The organism is Raoultibacter timonensis, from assembly GCF_022845715.1.
GTDB classification, from domain to species: Bacteria; Actinomycetota; Coriobacteriia; order Coriobacteriales; family Eggerthellaceae; genus Raoultibacter; species Raoultibacter timonensis.
The window spans coordinates 1116219-1131784 of the sequence record NZ_AP025564.1; the positions used below are offsets into that span (position 1 = coordinate 1116219).

Genomic DNA, 15566 nt, shown 5'->3' on the forward strand with positions numbered 1-15566 from the left:
ATACGTAACCCGTCTTTTGTGTCATACTGAATCTAATACGGTTGATGCACCCGAAGGGTGCGTGTTCTCGGCAGACAGGGGAGCGATGTTCGGCACGTTGGCAGTGGTCTATCTGTTCCTCGGCGGTGCCGGGGCGGGTGCCATCGTGCTGTGCTCGCTGATCGATCTCGTCTGGATGAAGCAGCCGTTCGGCACGGCGGCATACGTTCCCGGCCCTTCGGTCGCTTCGCGCGAGCGAATCGTCGACTTCGGGTTCCTCGTTGGCTTCTTGGCGCTTGCCGTGGGTATCGTGAGCTTGTTGCTCGATCTGGGCCGCATCGATCGGGCGCTCGATCTGTTTTTGAGCCCGTCGCCGACGTTGTTGACCCTGGGATCGTATGCGCTTGCGGCGCTGGTGTTCATCGGGGCGTGTTTGGCGCTCGTGAGGTTCATATACCTGCCCGACGTTCCGCGTTCGGCTGTGGTTGCACTCGAGGTTGCGGCGCTTGTCGTGGGTGCGGCGGTCATGCTGTACACGGGGCTGTTGCTGCAAACCATCGGCGGGGTTGCGTTTTGGGCGTCGCCGTTGGTTCCTGCGCTATTCGTGCTGTCATCGCTCTCGAGTGGCACGGCGCTGCTGTTTGCGGTGTCGTGCTTTGCGGAACGGGACAGCGCGAGCGTGCGTATGGTGCGGGGTTTGGCGCGCGCCGATGCGGTGCTTGTCGTGCTGGAAGCTGTATGCGCGGCGGCGTTCGTCGCCTTGGCGGGCGCGAGCGATCATCCGGGCGTTCGCGAGTCGTTCGTTGCCCTCGCCGAGGGAAACGTAGCCCTCGTGTGGTGGTTCGGCTTCGTTGCGTGCGGGCTTGCGGCTCCCCTTGTCCTCGAAGCGGTGCATCTGTGCGGCCAAGGAACTCGGGTTCTGCTCGGCATCGTCGCGATACTCGTGCTCGTCGGGGCGTTCTGCTTACGCTTCAGCATCGTCGAGGCGGGGGTACATCGCGATCTGGAGTTGGAGCCCGCTGTCGAGGAAACGTATGCAATACCCGATGAGATCGATAAGACGTTCGGAACATGAGAGTGGGTTGTCGTATTTGAGAGATAGGGAAAACACCAACGCGGCGCTGTTCGAGATCGATGAGAAAAGCAGCATTCCCATCTGGTTGCAGCTGAAGAACCGGTTCATCTACCTCATCACGTCGGGGTACTACCTGCCGGGCGACCAGCTGCCTACGGTGCGCGGGCTTGCGGCCGATGTCGAGATCAACTACAACACGGTGAGCAAGGTGTACATGAGCCTCGAGCAGGACGGCTACATCCAATCGAAGCGCCGTCAAGGGGCGTTCGTGTGCGACGTGAGCGACAAGCCGGGTGTGAGCATCGCTTCGACTGCCGAGATCGTGACGGTGGAGTATTTGAAGCGCTGCTTCGAGCTGGGCATGTCGGTCGAGGATATAGAAGAGCAGTTCAGCGCTTGCCTTGAGAACGAGAAGGCCAAGCGGACGAAAGCGTAAGCCGGGCTTGGTCCCGTTAAGGAGGTTGTCGATGCAACGCAGGAAAACATACGAGAACATGGCGGCGGATCAGCCGTTGTTCAGCGCACAGAATCGCGCCCCTCATATGCCCCAGGTTGAGACGGGCAAGCGAAGGGCATCGCGCAACGGGGCGGTTGTGTTTGCAATGGTGGTGTTTCTTCTGGCGTTCGGCATCGTGCTCGCCGTTGCGGAGTTCTGTTTGGGCGGCATCGGCTTGGGCGCGCTTATCGTCGCCGTCGTTGCGGGCTGGCTTGTCGCATCGTCGGTGCATGTCGTGCTCGAATGGGAAAAGGCCGTCGTGCTCAGGTTCGGCAAGTTCAACCGCGTGGCGGGGCCGGGCATCGTATTCACTGTTCCCATCATCGAATTCTATACGTTGCGCATCGATCAGCGCGTATCGGCCACGTACTTCGGCGCCGAGGAGACGCTGACGAGCGATCTGGTGCCCATCAACGTGGATGCCGTGCTGTTCTGGATGGTGTTCAGCCCCAAAAAGGCGACCGTCGAGGTGGAGGACTACTCTGCTGCAGTGGCGTGGGTGGCCCAAACCGCCATGCGCAAGGCGATAGGGCGGGCGACGGTGGCCGAGGTGGCCATGCGCCGCGACCAGCTCGACGAAGAGCTCAAGGTTGCCATCGAAGAGAAGCTGAGCCCGTGGGGAATCGATATCATCGATGTTGAGGTGCGCGACATCGTCGTACCCAAGGAGCTGCAGGAGGCGATGTCGCTCGAGGCAATCGCCGAGCGGGAGAAGAACGCCCGCATGGTGCTTGCCGAGGCCGAGAAGGACATCTCCGACATGCTCGCCGATGCGTCCGAGGCCTATAGGGACAACGCGGAGGCCATGAAGCTGCGCACGATGCATCTTGCCTACGAAAGCGTGAAGAAGTCGGGCGGCACCCTTGTCATACCCAGTGCGTTTTCCGAGGGGTTCACCGATAGCGTAGGGGAGAAGGGCGAGTAGCCGAGTTTGCGAGAGCTTAAACAACGCCAGTTCAAGGGTGTGAATTACTGGATTCTTTCCAGTGCTTTTCAAGTTTATTCTTAAAATAGAATAATATCTTGTCATACTCTGTCATACAATTCTCTTGATAATCGTAATGACGTATGGCAGACTATGACAAAGAGAATCGGCCAATTCTTTTCAGGAGTACAAAGGGGGATATCCTGAGGGATTGCATCGAGGGTTCACGCCATCGATGACATTCAAACTTTCATGGATATCCTGACACGATCTGAGGAGGAGAAATGTCAGGAGCGAACAGTCCGCAGGGCGGGCTTACGCGTAGAAGCTTTCTCAAGACAACGGGTTTAGCCATTGGGGCCGGAGTTGCTGGCGTATCGCTTTCTACTCTCGATGGTGCGGAGGCAGTCCAGTTTGAAGACGGGTCAAAGGCAGATGAGGGAGAGGTAATCACTACGACCATATGCCGCTCCAACTGTTCGCAGGCGTGCCTGTTCAATGTCCATGCCCGAGACGGTAAGGTTGTAAAGCTCACTCCCAAAGAGTATGAAACCGAGCTTTATTCGGGTTGCTGCCTGCGTGGGCTTTCGATGCAGGAGCGAACGTATAGCGATAAACGGGTGAAGTATCCCATGCGTCGTGTTGGCGAACGCGGCGCGGATCAATGGGAGCGAATCAGCTGGGATGAAGCTTTTACTGAGATCGGTGAAAAGTTCACGGAAATCCAAGATAAGTACGGAAAGCAAGCACTTGCCGTTTCTCGGCTTAATGGGAACGGGTGCGCTCTTAACGGTGCCGGCTCGTTTGTGGCTCTCTTCGCAAATGCGACAGAAGCGACACTGCAAGGGTTCAGCATCGATCAAGCATTTGAGTATGCGGCGTTTCGTGTGCTCGGCACCTTTTGCACAAACGAAACGTTAGATGCCGTTAATGCGAAAACCATTCTTGTTTGGGGATTCAATCCCGCATGGGCGAGCCCTCAAACATGGCGTTGCTTCATGGAGGCTAGGGATCATGGGGCAAAAATTGTGGTAGTAGACCCAATCTACTCCGCAAGCGCAGCGCGCGCAGACAAGTACATCCCCGTTAAGGCGGGGACCGATACGCTTATTGCTCTTGCATTGCTCAATAGGGTTATCGCTGATGGTGATTATGATGCCGAGTTTTGCATGAAGCGCAGCACCGCACCGTGTCTCGTTCGTCGCGATACCGGTATGCTTCTCAGGCAATCGGACTTCGATGACGAACTCAAAGAGAAACTTGCTGGAGGAGATGCTGCGACATCGGAATTCGCTCAATTGATTGCGGCTCGGGCTGCAGCAGGGGAAAGCGCTCGAATTGACGATTTCTACGTTTGGGATGAATCAGCCAACGAGGCTCGCTTGTTCAGCGAATGCGAGACACCAGCGCTTTTTGGGAGCTTTGAAGTTGATGGAATTCAGGTCGATACTGTTTTCGGCCTTCTGAAGGATCGTGTGAGCGAATTTTCTTTTGAGAGGGCTATAGAGGAATGCGGTATAAGCGCTGAAGATATGCAATATCTCTACGACTGCTATACCGATGGTGGCCCTCTTTGGCTCGCTGGCATGTACGGCATTGATCATTACTGGAACGGCCATCTCTGGTCTTTCGCAGCAGCTTCGTTGTCCGCCATTACGGGTAACGTTGGCAAGCATGGCGCAACGTACGGCAGTCTCTGGAACAGTGGTTTGCAGGTAAGTACTAATGCTTCGTGGACGGAGGTGGAGGGGAAGGCGGCATCGAGCGATTTGGTGCCAAACGCGATGAGGGATGTCATTATTAGCGGAAAATACCAAGGCGAAGATTTCCCCATCAAAGCGATGCTTATCACCAATGCTAACACGATATCCAATGAGCCTGATCAGAATTCCTATATCAATGAAGTACTCCCTCGGCTGGAATACATCGTGTCTATGGATATTGAGTTTACAGACAGCGCTCGCTATGCCGATCTGGTTTTGCCGGTGAGTTTTTGGCTCGAGCAGGAGGATATTCGAATCAACAACGGTAATCCTTACCTTGCCATTTCTGAAAAAGCCATCGACTCTCTCTTCGAAAGCAAGGTTGATTTCGAAATATTTACAGGGATAGCCGATGCGATGGGATTGAGCAAGGAGATTCCGCAGAAGTCGGCTGGCGAGTGGATCGATCTTATTATGGATTCCAAAGATCTTGGTCAAAGTGGGATTACCTATGATCGTCTGAAGAAGGAAAAGGCTATTAGGTTGGTGGGAAGCAAAGAGAACCCGTTCGTTCAGAGCGAAAAAACCTTTCCAACGAATTCCGGCCTTGCCGAGCTATATTGTGAGTCACCAGCTCCTCGATACGATTTTGGCCAGGATTACTCCGAGTACGTTGACAAAGAGCGTATGCCGTATTGGGAATCCACACTCGAAGTTGCTGACGAGTCCCTTGCGGCGACGTACCCGCTACAGTTCCTTCAGGTTCACAGTCGGTGGATGACCCATACGCAATGGTTCGGGAACGAAAGCATGAATGAGCTTATGCCCGAGCCGCTAGTATACCTCAACCAGCACGAAGCCGAAAGCCGAGGGATTGTTGAAAACGACGTTGTGCGGGTATACAACGATCGAGGATATGTAAAAGTCCGATGCCATATACATAATGGGTTGCAAGATGGCATTGCTTGGATGCCGAAGGGCTGGCAGCGCGACCAGTTCATTGAGGGGTGCTACCAAGAGTTGAGCCACACAAAGGTCAACCCCATGTCGGTGAATTACAACTTTTATGATATTCGCGTTCAGGTTGAGAAAGGGGAATAGCCATGCGTCTTGGAATGGTGATCGATACATCGCGCTGTATAGGCTGTCACACCTGTGCAATCGCGTGCAAGCATGAGAACAACCTTCCTCGTGGAAATTGGTGGAACCGGATATTGACCGATGGCGGATCGCAGATGGATACGCCTGCCGGAGACTGGCCTAATAATTCAATGAGCTACCTTCCTGTTAATTGCCAGCATTGCGAGAATCCCGCCTGTACGAAAGCGTGCCCCGTTGGGGCTACCTACAAGGATCCCGAGACGGGTATCGTGCATCAGGATTACGATAAATGCATCGGTTGTCGCATGTGCATTGCAGCGTGTCCATATACGGGCGTTCGTTCGTTTAACTGGGAAGAACCCGAGTATGCAATCGACTTTCCTGTTGGCGGCGCTGTACCTGCGCACCAGAAGCATACAGTGGAGAAATGCATACTTTGCGTCCATCGGGTAGACAAAGGATTGGAGCCCGCCTGTATTGCCGTGTGCCCGGAGAGAGCTCGCCATTTCGGGGATTTCGATGACCCGGAATCCGAAGTGTCGAAATTAATCCGCGAGAGGGAGTGCAAGCAGCTCCTGACGAGCGAAGGCACTAACCCCTCCGTCTACTACCTCGTCTAAGCGGATAAAGGAGAATACAATGTCTGAGAACAACCGGGCGACGACGTCGCCCAAGGCTCCTGCTGCCAAGTTCGGGGGCAAGGGGCTCAACATCGGCATCGCCGTCGCAGCCGTCGTAACCGTCGCGGGGCTCGCGCTCTGGGGAGTGCAGCTTTCGGGCGGCATGGTGCAGACCGGCATGCGCAACCTCGACTCGTGGGGCCTCTACATCACCTGCTTCATGTTCCTCGTGGGCCTGTCCGCGGGCGGCCTCATCATCAGCTCGGTGCCGAAGGCGTTCGGGATGAAGGGCTTCGGCGGCATCTCGAAGGTGGCCGTGTGGACGTCGATCTGCTGCACGGTGCTCGCCATCGGCTTCGTGGTCGTGGACCTCGGCCAGCCCCTGCGCCTGTGGGAGCTCTTCGCCTACTCGAACCTAAGCTCGCCGCTCATGTGGGATATCATCGTGCTTGCGACCTACCTGATCCTCTCGGTCGTCTACCTCTGGGCGACGCTGCGGGCGGAGGCCGGGAAGGTGTCGCAGAAGGCCCTGCGCGTCGTCAGCGTCATAGCGCTCGTGTGCGCGGTGCTCGTGCACAGCGTGACGGCCTGGATCTTCTCGCTCAACGCGGGGCGCGAGATGTGGCACACCGCGCTCATGGCGCCCTGGTTCGTGTCCTCCGCGCTCGTGTGCGGCACCGCGCTCGTGCTCGTGGTGGTCATAGCCCTGCGCAAGGCCGGTTACATGGAGCTTAAGCAGGAGTACGTTGTGAAAATGCTCAAGATGCTCGGCGCGTTCGTGCTCGTCGACCTGTACTTCTTCGGCTGCGACCTCCTTACCGAGGGCTTCCCCGGAGGCTCGGGCGCCAAGGCTGTCTCGATGCTCACCTCGGGTGCGCTCGCCCCGTTCTTCTGGGCCGAGATCGCGCTGTGCGGTTTCGCCGCGATTGTCGCCTTCGTTCCCGCGCTGCGCAGGAACGGGCTCATCGTAGCCGCCTCGCTCGCGGCCATAATCGGCATCTTCTGCAAGCGCGTGCAGCTGTTGGTTGGCGGGTTCCAGATCCCGAACATCGACTACGCTGGTCCGATGACTCCCTACACCGTTACCGATTGGGCGGCCGGCATGGCCGGAGCCTACCAGGGCATGGTGTACTGGCCGACCCCGCTCGAGTTCGGCGTGGCCCTCGGCGTGTTCGGCCTCGGGGCGCTGATGCTGCTGCTCGGCCTCAAGTTCCTGCCCCTCAAGCCGATATCCGAGGTTCGTTAGCCTAGTTCGCTCGGGTGTGGCTTTTGCCGCTACAGCATGGTTTTGCGCTCGAGAACTACATGCGCGCCGAAGGCCCGTCTTCGGCGCGCGTTGGCTCGGAGTCACGGAGAAGGAGTTTCTCTTATGGAATCGACAACTGAAAACCGGGAAGAACGAACCCTCGCGACCGCCTACGAGTTCTTGGCGCTCTCCTTCCGCCACCCGGGCCCCGAGCTCGCCGGGGCCGTCGCCTCCGGCGAGTGGGCGGAGGCTGCCTCCGAGGTCGCGGGCGCGCTCGGGCTCGCGCTGCCGGGCGGCTGGGGCGCGGGGCTCGAGTCGTACGCGGGCCGCGGCCCGGAGGCCCTCCTGCACGCCCTGCGCGCCGAGGCCACCCGCCTGTTCGTGGGCGCGCCCGAGCCCGCGGTGTCGCCCTACGAGGGCGTGTGGCGCGCGGCCGACGACGGGGTGCAGGCGCTTTTGTTCGTGAACCCGCACTCCATGGCCGTCGAGCGCTTCGTGCGCGGCTGCGGCCTCGGGCGCCCCGAGGGCACCAACGAGCCCCTGGACCACGCGGCCACCGAGCTCGAGCTCCTGCAGTGGCTCTGCATGATAGAGTGCGGCCTCGCCGCCGCCCCGGAAGGCGCCGAGCCCCCGCACGGCTCCTGGGCCGCCGCGCGCGCCCGCTTCCTCGAAGATCACGCCCGAACCTGGATGCCCCGCTTCGCCGAAGCCGCGGCCGCCGAGTCCCGCGAGCCGCTCTTCCGCGCGGCGGCGGTGATGCTGGGACGGGTCATGGATAGCGATATGCGATAGCGCAGCCGTGCGAGCGCGAGGGTCGGAAGTCAGTACTTAAAGCTCTCGACAAGCTGTATCAGATCCTGTTTCGAATGGATCCCGAGCTTCCGATACAAATTCCTCGTGTGGCTGTTCACGGTTGATTCCGACAGATACAGCGCCTCGGCGGTTCTCTTTGCGCTGTAGCCGCGGTACACGTATTCTGCGACCTGCAGCTCTCGTTCGCTGAGGTTTCGGTTCTCCAGGGCAGTTTTGCAGATCGATTGGTGAATGTCGTCTTGGCGACGACTGATGGCTTTTGAGAGTTTCATCATTTCAAAGGCGAGAAACACGATCGACAGGGCGGCGGTAACGAACGTGGCGACGATCGCAAGGGGGCCTGCCATGTCGGTATGGATGATCCAGTCGAGAAAAGGCGACTGATACGAGAGGTCGAAAGAGACGAAATCGGGAAGGGCGACGAGGGTTAGTAGGAAGAAGCCGAAGGCGACGATAGGCGAAAGGATCTTCCTGCTAACGAGGCAACAGAGCGCCACAAAGACGAACAGTTTAAAGCATCTCCCGCTTGCAGCCCATATCCTGTTAACAACAACGTTCGTCTGATCGGTGATGAGCAGCACGACGACCAGCGCGGCGATATAGAGAATTACCAGCGTTGCGAATACCACGACGAGCGTGCTCGGCGAAAACGATCTGCCCTTAAGGAATGCGATAATGCCGAACGAGACCACGAGGGCAACGAGCGAAGTGAACACGTGGAGAGAGTCCGACGTGCTCGGATCTTGGGCGAAAAGTATCTTCACGTACACAATGTTGAAGAACACGAGAGCAACGCTGCCGATAATCATGTACCAGGGTATTTCCGAGCGGACGATTCGAATGTCGAGCGGATGGCCTTTTCGGGGTTGCGCAAGCAGTGCAAACAAGGTGGCGAGCGCGGGGGATAGCACGAGCACCAGCCCGGTGTTCGTGCCCGTCAGATTCAAGACGAGCGAAACGAGTTCCCAGATGACGAAGGAGAGGACCGCTTCGACGGCCACACGTCCCGGCTCTCCTTGGGATAGCATCCCCCCGACGGCAATGCAATACGACGTCACGTAAACTGCTGCAAGGATCAGCCCGACGACGAAAACCCAGACAGGAATCGCCGGCCACGCTTGGGGAATGCAGAGAATGGCATGACCGATTACGCCGAACGCACCGCATGCGCCCAGCATGCGCACGGATGCTGGCCCCGGGGTTTGCTTGCGGCTTCCAAGCAGAAAGGCGAAAACGAGCGCAACGATCAACAGGGAGGGGAAGACGATGAAAAACGGGAAGTCCGTGAGTGAAGACACGGCTGCATTCGAGGCGATCGTCGTGTAATACGTTGTCGGAATAAGGCATGGCCAAAGAAAAGCCATGCTCAGCACAGCGAACGGATCGCTTGTTTTTCCGAGGCGCTTTACTATGCCCATGCCGTCTTTTCTCGTGATTGGCGCTAATCCCCGGCGCCGTTTTTCCCTCAACCGCCATAGAGCAATATAGCATGCAATGGGGGTTCGTTCGATAATGGAATTATACCAATGCCGCGCACGAGGAAGGAGCCCAAAGGGGCTCCTTCCTCGTATTGGGTTGCAGTCGGTTAGGCTGTTTGAGATTCTTGTATTTCGGGTGCGCGGTAGGTTGTGATCGGCTGACCCGCTTCGTACCAGGTGATCACAAGCGAGCGTCCCGTGCAGTTCACGAAGCACTGCCCGCAGCTTTGGCAGCTTTCGGGGTAGGCGATTACCGATTTCATCTCCGAGCTGTCGAACCGGAATACGTCCATGGGGCAAATGGTCACGCAGTTTTTGCATCCGATGCATTTGTTCAAATCGTAACGAGCGACGCTCATGGTGTTTCCTCCAATCGTTGGGTGTTGTCTGTGCGACGCGTCTGCTACTCGGGGAGGCCGAGGGCTTCGGCTTCGCCGGGAAGGCGGGTAACGTAGCGTTCGGTGTAGGGCTGCGAGAGATCGCCCTTCCACTCGTCTTTCACGGGAACCCGCTTGATCTCCATTTCTCCGTCCTCGTTTTTCGAAGCGGTTATGTAGCAGAGGAAGTTTTCGTCGTCGCGATAGGGATAATCGCTTCGGTAGCAGTATCCGCGGCTTTCCTTCCGCTCGAGACTCGTCCTCAGCTTGATTTCGGCGTTGAGGATCTTGTGCTTAACCTCATGCACGGTACGCAGATCGTGGGAGTTCGTTGCCATGAGCTTCGGCGCAACGTTTTCTTGCAATTGCATGACGTTTGCGAGAGCTGTTGAGAGGCTCTGTTCGTCTTTGACCATGTCGACCCAGTAGGGAGCCATGATGCTGAGAAGCACGTCTTGCGCCCAGTAGGGGCTGAATCCCGTCTCGAGGCTCATTGGTGCGAGCAGCTCCTCGGATTTCGACGATACGGTGTCGGCGTCGATCTTTACAAGGTCGACGGTGTCGGCGTACTCGGCCGCCGCTTTCGCGGCGCGCCTTCCTTGTATGTGGGATACGGGAACGGATCCCCCTTGTCCGGGGGTGTAGACGGAGCCGTAGATCATCGAGGCAAGCGTATCGCCTGCTGCGTAGAGGCCGGGGATTCCCGTGTATCCCACGAGATCGTCGACTCCGCAGAAGATCCCGTCGCACTTATGGATTCCCTTGCCAACGGCTGCACCGTCGATGTCTCGTGACGGCATGGGGTCTACATCGTTGCCGATGATGCGCGGATCGTCGGGGTTCGTCGAGTTCTTCGCGTTGTCGAGCGGCTGGTCGGAGGTTTTGCCGGCATCGATCGGTTCGAGGCCGTTGCGGGCTTTGTTGATCTTGCCGACGATGGTGCTGGTTCTTGTTTTGATCCTCTCGGGTACGTCCTCGGCACCGAAAATGCCGCCGACCGGATGAATGTTCTCCAGGTATCCCCACGTGTACACGCGCCACCCGCATGTCGGTGCAACCGAACTGGTGGCGATCTGGTACGTGAACTCTTTGCCGGTGATCGAGGCTCCCGCATTATATCCGATCCAGTCGCCGTCGAACGTATCGCCCGACATGGGCCATCCACCGTTCTTGTAAGCGCCGCCGCCCATGCACAGCACGACTGCCTTGGCGTTGAACGTCATGACGGTACCGCTTGGAACGTGCAGGCCCATGGCTCCGATAACGCGACCGTCTTTTTTGACGACATCGGTGATCATCGTGTACTCGACGCTTTCGATACCTTTGTCCTTAAGCAGCTGGTTCCAGCGAGCGCGGCGATCGTACTGGGCGAACTCATCATGGTAGTCTTGGTAGCGCTTCGTATCGAAATAATCTCCCGCTTCCGATGCCTTGGGGAATCGTTCGAAAATACCCCATTCCTCTAGCTGATCGAAGCATTCTTTCGACTCGTCCATGTAGACGTTGTACCAGTCGAGGTTTGCGATGTATTCGCCGGCAGCTTTGGTGACTTCCCTTTGGGCATCGCGATCGTCGCCCCATTCTTCATTGAAGAACTGGTAGCACTGGGGAAACGGGCTGCATCCCGAGTAGCCGGGATGCCCTTTGTCTACGAGAAGGACTGACTTGCCCTGCGCCTGGGCCTCGATGGCAGCGGGGATGCCCGCGAATCCGGCTCCGACGATCAACACGTCGGTTTCGTATTCGGTAACGGACGGCGCCTCCGCTTCGGGAATGGGCAGTTCGGTGATAACCGGCTCCTGCGGGTTTCCGCCCGTCGCCTTCGTTTCGTCTTGGCTCTTCGGGGTTCCTCCCGAGCAGGCCGTAAGACCGGCAAGAGCCGTCGCTCCGCCGACAAAGGCAGCGCCTTGCAAGAACTGTCTGCGATCAATGGTCATATTTGCTCCCTACTCCTCGGTGTTTCTGCTGGGCGCATCCGTCTTGTTGGCGCGAGTCCCAGCTGGTGACACGCGTGGACTCATGCGATTGCGCCTGACCGCAACGATAGCGAGCGGACGTACGAATGAAGCCCCAAGAATCTTATGAAAGGCCGATTCATAAGAAAATGATGAGGTACTGACGGCACGGCACCGAATCTACCCCGAACGGTCGCTCAGCTCTTGCCTTCGTCTCCTCCGATGCTTCCCGGGAGCCGGGCGCGTAAGGGGCGATGCGGCCGCCTGGGCGACCGGGCGGCCAATCCGAGGCCGTCTTCCGCTCCGTACAGCCCGAACCTTACACCACCCTTACAAACGTGTGGATATAATCGCGGTTAGCTGGCAGCCGGCATCTTCCGCGCGATTGCCCCCTATACTAGTGGAGGTTAATACGTGTTTCCGACCAGTGGAACCCGACGAAAGGGAGATGGCCTGTGGCGACGAACCGCCCCCGATCGATCCGATCGGCTGCCCGTATTGTGGCGACGACCTTCTTCTGCCTTATGCTCGTATCCGTTTTCTCCATCCAGCTTCGCTACAGCGCCGCGGTCTTCGGGTTTCTTCCGGTGCCGCAGGCCAACGCGTACGAGCACGAGGGAGCAGCGGGCCAAGCTCGGGTTGACGGGCCGATCACCGTCTCGGTCGACTATACGAGCGAAGTGGTGGCGGGCAGCGATCGCATGAACCCGTCGGGACTCACTTCCACGCAGATGACGTTCGACGATGCGTGGTTGCGTGCCGATTCCCATACCTACAATCATGATCTTGCGACGGCGTGCGCGGTGCTGAGCGCCGTTGTCAACTCCGAGTCGCAGTTCTACGGCAGCGTCGATGGGGCCGTTCCCTACGCAGAGAAGGCTTTGAGCTCGCTCGGATTCGACAACGTGCGCACCGAATCCTTCGCTCTGCGCAGCCATGTGCTCGATCAGATCGGTGCCCTGTTCGCGGGATCGCATGACGTCGCCGCGTACGCGTTCGCCTCCAAGACGCTCGAGGGTGCCGACGGCGAACCCGACGAAACGCTCATTTTCGTGGGCATTCGCGGCAGCTACGGCATCGAATGGTTGAGCAACTTCAATCTGGCCGGCGGCGAGGCGGGCGCCGATCATCAAGGTTTCAAGCGGGCGGAGTCGGAGATCGCCGAAGCGCTCGAACAGTACGCGAAAGGCATCGGGGCCGATCCCGACCATACGAGGGTTCTCGTAACCGGGCACAGCAGGGGCGGTGCCGTAGCGAATCTGCTTGCAGCCGATCTCGACGACAGGGCGGCAACCGACCGTGCGCTCGCTCGAACGGACGGCGTGTACGCCTACACGTTCGCCGCCCCCGGATCGACCCAGTCGATCGAGCGGAGCGCTTCGTCGTACGGCAATATCTTCAACGTAGCCAATCCTTCCGATATCGTTCCGAAGCTTCCTCTGTTCACCTGGGGATACGGACATTACGGGGCAACCGTCGAGCTTCCCGATGTGAAGGATTCGACGTTCTCGCGCGAATACGAGGCGATGCAGGCGGTGTTTCAGGCCAATACGGGGTACGCGAACCCCTGCTGTTCGGAGGATCTCGGCGCGCTCGATTCGTTCGATGTGAAGGCGGCGAAGACGGTTCCCTCTCTCGAGAACATGCTCAGCATCGAAGGCGTCGTCGGCACGGTGCAAGCGTTGGCCGGAATCGATTACCCCAAGGCGCTCGCCGCCCACTATCCCGATACCTACATCGCATGGATGCAAACCGTCGATTCCCGTAGGATGACGGTCGCCTGACCGCGCTGCCCGTCGGTATCGACGGTCGATCCGCCGCGTTCGCGATAATGCGGACGATGGCGATAATGATCGACTGAACGAACGGCCGAAGCGGTATACTTGAAACTATAAGCAAAACGGTTGTTTTAAACGGGCACGAAGCCGATGGCCGAGGGCTTCGTGCATAGCATGAGAGTCGACGTACGGGCACAGGAAGCGAGGTCGGATGAATCCGCTTTTCGGACACGCTGTCGAATTCGTATCCGATACGGTCCATCGGTTTTACGGCGGTAAGGAAATCGATCGGGTCGTCGAGCGGTTCGCCGATGATTTCAGCTGGATCGGCGCAGGCGAAATCGAGTTCTCAACCGATTCTGCCGATATCGTATCCTACCTCGTTGAGCGCGCGCCGCTCGCGCCGCCGTGCGATGTGTCCGAGGAGGAGTTCCATCTCGTAAACGTAACCGATCGAACCTGCACCGTCATGGGGCGCTACCGCGTGCGCACGGGCGCCGAATCGGGCATGGTGCTCGAGGAACATCAGCGATGCAGCTACGAACTCGTCGATGACGGCGGTTCGCTGAAGATCCGCCACGTACATGTGTCGAATCCGTATCAGGCGATGAAGGACGAGCCCTATTTCCCGTTCGAAGCGGGAACCCAAAGCTACGAATACCTCCAACAGCTCCTCCGCGAGAAGACGGAGATGATCGATCTCATCACGAAGAACACCAACGGCGGCCTCAAGGTGAGCGAAGACGACGATCTCTACACGTTCGCCTACGTCAACGAGGGGTTGGCCGGCCTGCTCGGGTACACGGTCGACGAGTTCATGGAGATGAGCGGCGGAACGGCCGTCGGAGCGGTTTACCCACCCGATCTCGAAAACGCTCTCAGCGATGTGGCTCGCTGCTTTGCGAGCGGGCCTACGTACGAAACGGAGTACCGCATCCGCAAGAAGGACGGAACGCTCGCCTGGGTGCTCGATTCGGGCCGCAAGGTTCCGCTTGCCGACGGAACGGTGAAGATCAACAGCGTGATCATGGACATCACGTCCCGAAAGACCATCGAAGAAGAGTTGAGGTTGGAGCAGGAGCGCTACCGCGTGGCGCTGCGCAGCGTAACCGACGTGCTGTTCGAATACGAAGTCGAAACCGATACGCTCGTCGAGTTCCAGCGCCCCGAGGGCGCTACCGACGAGAATCCGCTCCAAGAGCGCCGCATACCCTGCTACAGCAGCCGGATGAAAGACGGTTTCTGGCTGGTGCTCGAAGATTTCAAGCGGTTGCCCGACCTGCTCGAGGACGGCCAAACGGCTACGTTCGATGTGCGGAGATCCTCCGTCGAACCCGGCGCTCGGCAGGGTTGGGTGCGCCTGCACATCATGGTGGTGCGAGACCCGGCGGGCAAGCCGGTGCGCGTCATCGGCAGCTGGAAAGACGTGACCGACGAGCACAGCCGCATCGAAGAGCTTGAGGACAGGGCGCGCCGCGATCCTCTTACGAAGCTGTACAACCAGGTTGCGGCAAACGATCTGGTGGGTTCGGCGCTTGCGGACTGCCTAGCACGCGGCACGGGCGTTCTGTACGTGATCGATGTGGATGATTTCAAGACGGTAAACGATACGGTCGGCCATTTGATGGGCGACGATCTCCTTGTCGAGGTTGCCCGTGCGATCGAGGGTACGTTTGCGGACAACGGGGGCATAGCGGCCCGCGTGGGCGGCGACGAGTTCTTGGCGTTTCTGCCGACCGCCGACCGCGATCGCGCCGTCGAGGTTTCCGGTGATTTGTCCGATGCCGTACGCGACATACGGGTTTCCGGCCGTCGGGTAACGCTGAGCGTGGGCATGGCGATGGTAGGCGAAGACGGCGACAGCTACGAGCTTCTGTTCGAGGCGGGCGATCGTGCGCTGTACCGAGCCAAGCGCGAGGGCAAGGACCGTACCGAATTCGCCGACGGCGAGCAGTAGGGCAGTTCGTTCTTGCTCGTTTTCTGCTGCTTCGTCCCATATGGGCGGGCGGGGACTGTCTCT

At 58.6% G+C, this 15566-nt stretch carries 12 protein-coding genes; 9 read left to right on the forward strand and 3 right to left on the reverse strand.

All coding sequences use genetic code 11. The features are described from left to right. The first annotated feature begins 85 nt into the window (after positions 1-85). From nrfD (MWL89_RS04435) to MWL89_RS04465, 7 genes are all read left to right on the forward strand, one after another. A complete protein-coding gene (nrfD, locus tag MWL89_RS04435) occupies positions 86-1054 on the forward strand; it encodes an NrfD/PsrC family molybdoenzyme membrane anchor subunit (protein ID WP_244411913.1) in 969 nt (322 codons plus the stop codon). 16 nt (positions 1055-1070) lie between these two features. Further along, entirely contained in the window at positions 1071-1490 is a 420-nt protein-coding gene (locus MWL89_RS04440) for a GntR family transcriptional regulator (protein WP_244411914.1), read from the forward strand. Between the two features lie 31 nt (positions 1491-1521). Further along, positions 1522-2475, forward strand: a complete 954-nt coding sequence (locus MWL89_RS04445; protein WP_244411915.1) for a slipin family protein — start codon at positions 1522-1524, stop codon at positions 2473-2475. Positions 2476-2759: 284 nt separating this feature from the next. Next, positions 2760-5279 (forward strand): molybdopterin-dependent oxidoreductase, encoded by a 2520-nt coding sequence (locus MWL89_RS04450; RefSeq protein WP_244411916.1) that lies wholly within the window; start codon positions 2760-2762, stop codon positions 5277-5279. A 2-nt stretch (positions 5280-5281) separates the two neighbouring features. Then, on the forward strand, positions 5282-5899 hold the full coding sequence (locus MWL89_RS04455) for a 4Fe-4S dicluster domain-containing protein (RefSeq protein WP_425226282.1): 618 nt from the start codon (positions 5282-5284) through the stop codon (positions 5897-5899). Between the two features lie 19 nt (positions 5900-5918). Then, complete coding sequence (gene nrfD / locus MWL89_RS04460; protein WP_244411917.1) at positions 5919-7145, forward strand: NrfD/PsrC family molybdoenzyme membrane anchor subunit; 1227 nt, start codon at positions 5919-5921, stop codon at positions 7143-7145. Positions 7146-7268: 123 nt separating this feature from the next. Next, entirely contained in the window at positions 7269-7937 is a 669-nt protein-coding gene (locus tag MWL89_RS04465) for a TorD/DmsD family molecular chaperone (RefSeq protein ID WP_244411918.1), read from the forward strand. Positions 7938-7966: 29 nt separating this feature from the next. Here the strand turns inward: MWL89_RS04465 and MWL89_RS04470 are convergent, their stop codons facing one another. The 3 genes from MWL89_RS04470 to MWL89_RS04480 all read right to left on the reverse strand — a co-directional run bounded on the left by MWL89_RS04470 (position 7967) and on the right by MWL89_RS04480 (position 11750). Next, the gene (locus tag MWL89_RS04470; protein WP_244411919.1) at positions 7967-9376 is read right to left on the reverse strand and encodes a helix-turn-helix domain-containing protein; all 1410 of its coding nucleotides are present in this window, start codon (positions 9374-9376) and stop codon (positions 7967-7969) included. Between the two features lie 167 nt (positions 9377-9543). Next, positions 9544-9795 carry a 4Fe-4S dicluster domain-containing protein gene (locus MWL89_RS04475; protein ID WP_244411920.1) on the reverse strand — a complete coding sequence of 84 codons (252 nt, stop codon included), beginning with the start codon at positions 9793-9795 and terminating at the stop codon, positions 9544-9546. A gap of 44 nt (positions 9796-9839) precedes the next feature. Beyond that, on the reverse strand, positions 9840-11750 hold the full coding sequence (locus MWL89_RS04480) for an FAD-binding protein (RefSeq protein ID WP_102378809.1): 1911 nt from the start codon (positions 11748-11750) through the stop codon (positions 9840-9842). A gap of 473 nt (positions 11751-12223) precedes the next feature. On the opposite strand from MWL89_RS04480, the gene MWL89_RS04485 reads away from it, so the two are divergent. Next, complete coding sequence (locus MWL89_RS04485) at positions 12224-13552, forward strand: lipase family protein (RefSeq protein WP_244411921.1); 1329 nt, start codon at positions 12224-12226, stop codon at positions 13550-13552. A 205-nt stretch (positions 13553-13757) separates the two neighbouring features. Then, positions 13758-15503, forward strand: coding sequence for a sensor domain-containing diguanylate cyclase (locus MWL89_RS04490; protein WP_244411922.1), 1746 nt, complete (start codon positions 13758-13760; stop codon positions 15501-15503). The last annotated feature ends 63 nt before the right edge of the window (positions 15504-15566 follow it).

What these genes read in the sequence shown, in the direction of transcription:
- nrfD (WP_244411913.1), top strand. Translation starts at nt 86, where the DNA reads ATGTTCGGCACGTTGGCAGTGGTCTATCTGTTCCTCGGCGGTGCCGGG.
- MWL89_RS04445 (WP_244411915.1), top strand. Translation starts at nt 1,522, where the DNA reads ATGCAACGCAGGAAAACATACGAGAACATGGCGGCGGATCAGCCGTTG.
- MWL89_RS04450 (WP_244411916.1), top strand. Translation starts at nt 2,760, where the DNA reads ATGTCAGGAGCGAACAGTCCGCAGGGCGGGCTTACGCGTAGAAGCTTT.
- MWL89_RS04455 (WP_425226282.1), top strand. Translation starts at nt 5,282, where the DNA reads ATGCGTCTTGGAATGGTGATCGATACATCGCGCTGTATAGGCTGTCAC.
- nrfD (WP_244411917.1), top strand. Translation starts at nt 5,919, where the DNA reads ATGTCTGAGAACAACCGGGCGACGACGTCGCCCAAGGCTCCTGCTGCC.
- MWL89_RS04465 (WP_244411918.1), top strand. Translation starts at nt 7,269, where the DNA reads ATGGAATCGACAACTGAAAACCGGGAAGAACGAACCCTCGCGACCGCC.
- MWL89_RS04470 (WP_244411919.1), bottom strand. Translation starts at nt 9,376, where the DNA reads ATGGGCATAGTAAAGCGCCTCGGAAAAACAAGCGATCCGTTCGCTGTG.
- MWL89_RS04475 (WP_244411920.1), bottom strand. Translation starts at nt 9,795, where the DNA reads ATGAGCGTCGCTCGTTACGATTTGAACAAATGCATCGGATGCAAAAAC.
- MWL89_RS04480 (WP_102378809.1), bottom strand. Translation starts at nt 11,750, where the DNA reads ATGACCATTGATCGCAGACAGTTCTTGCAAGGCGCTGCCTTTGTCGGC.
- MWL89_RS04490 (WP_244411922.1), top strand. Translation starts at nt 13,758, where the DNA reads ATGAATCCGCTTTTCGGACACGCTGTCGAATTCGTATCCGATACGGTC.